Below are 782 nucleotides of genomic sequence, written 5' to 3'. Positions count from 1 at the left end.
TGCTCTAACACATCCGCCGCCAAATGTTGTGCTTCATCAATCACCAATAAGGTTTGGATGTTTTGCTGATGATTTTCCAACAAAACTGGTAAATGCGTTGGTTGAGCTGTTTAAGGGAAGAATTAGCTGCGTAGCTCAAGCCAAACTCATCACAAATGGCTTCAAGCAGTTCGACACTGGAAAAAGTTGGGTTGAGCAGTAAAGCGGCACACGTTTGAGCATCAAGATTGGCCAACATTCGATTTTGCGACTGTGGTTTTCCCCGTCCCCACTTCTCCAGTCAGCATGGCAAAACCACCACCATCGCCGAGGCCAGCCTGTAAATGTGTGATGGCTTCACGATGGCGCTGACTTAAATAGAGATAGCGGGAATTGGGCACTATCGAGAAAGGCAGCTCAGAGAAACCAAAAAAATCCTTATACATACACAGACCAAATGACAATACGTCAATTGAATAGAGAGCAAAGTACCATTGCTTGCTACAATGTCCAGTCAGATACGCAAATATTCGAGGTCACACGCGTGGAAGTTTACTTAGTGGGTGGAGCGGTAAGAGACAAGCTATTGGACATTCCCGTCTACGATCAAGATTGGGTTGTCGTTCGGTGCAACCGCGGAACAAATGCTCAATGCTGGGTACTCTCCTSTCGGGAAAGAGTTTCCGGTTTTCTTACACCCCAAAACCAAACAAGAGTACGCGCTGGCTCGTACTGAGCGAAAAACAGGCCAAGGCTACAAAGGCTTTGAGTGCTTTTTCTCCCAGATGTGACTTTAGAAGAAG

General features: G+C 46.4%; 2 pseudogenes. One reads left to right on the top strand and one right to left on the bottom strand.

Annotated features, from left to right (window positions below):
- Positions 1 to 425: pseudogene (locus CIK04_RS29580) on the bottom strand (ExeA family protein); the annotation flags it as partial.
- 98 nt (positions 426 to 523) lie between these two features.
- Between CIK04_RS29580 and cca the strand changes: the two are divergent.
- Positions 524 to 782: pseudogene (cca, locus tag CIK04_RS29575) on the top strand (multifunctional CCA tRNA nucleotidyl transferase/2'3'-cyclic phosphodiesterase/2'nucleotidase/phosphatase); the annotation flags it as partial.

The sequence above is a fragment of the Vibrio sp. 03_296 genome, assembly GCF_002265885.1.
Note: the sequence above shows the minus strand (reverse complement) of the source record. Positions and strands in the feature narration are given on the sequence as shown.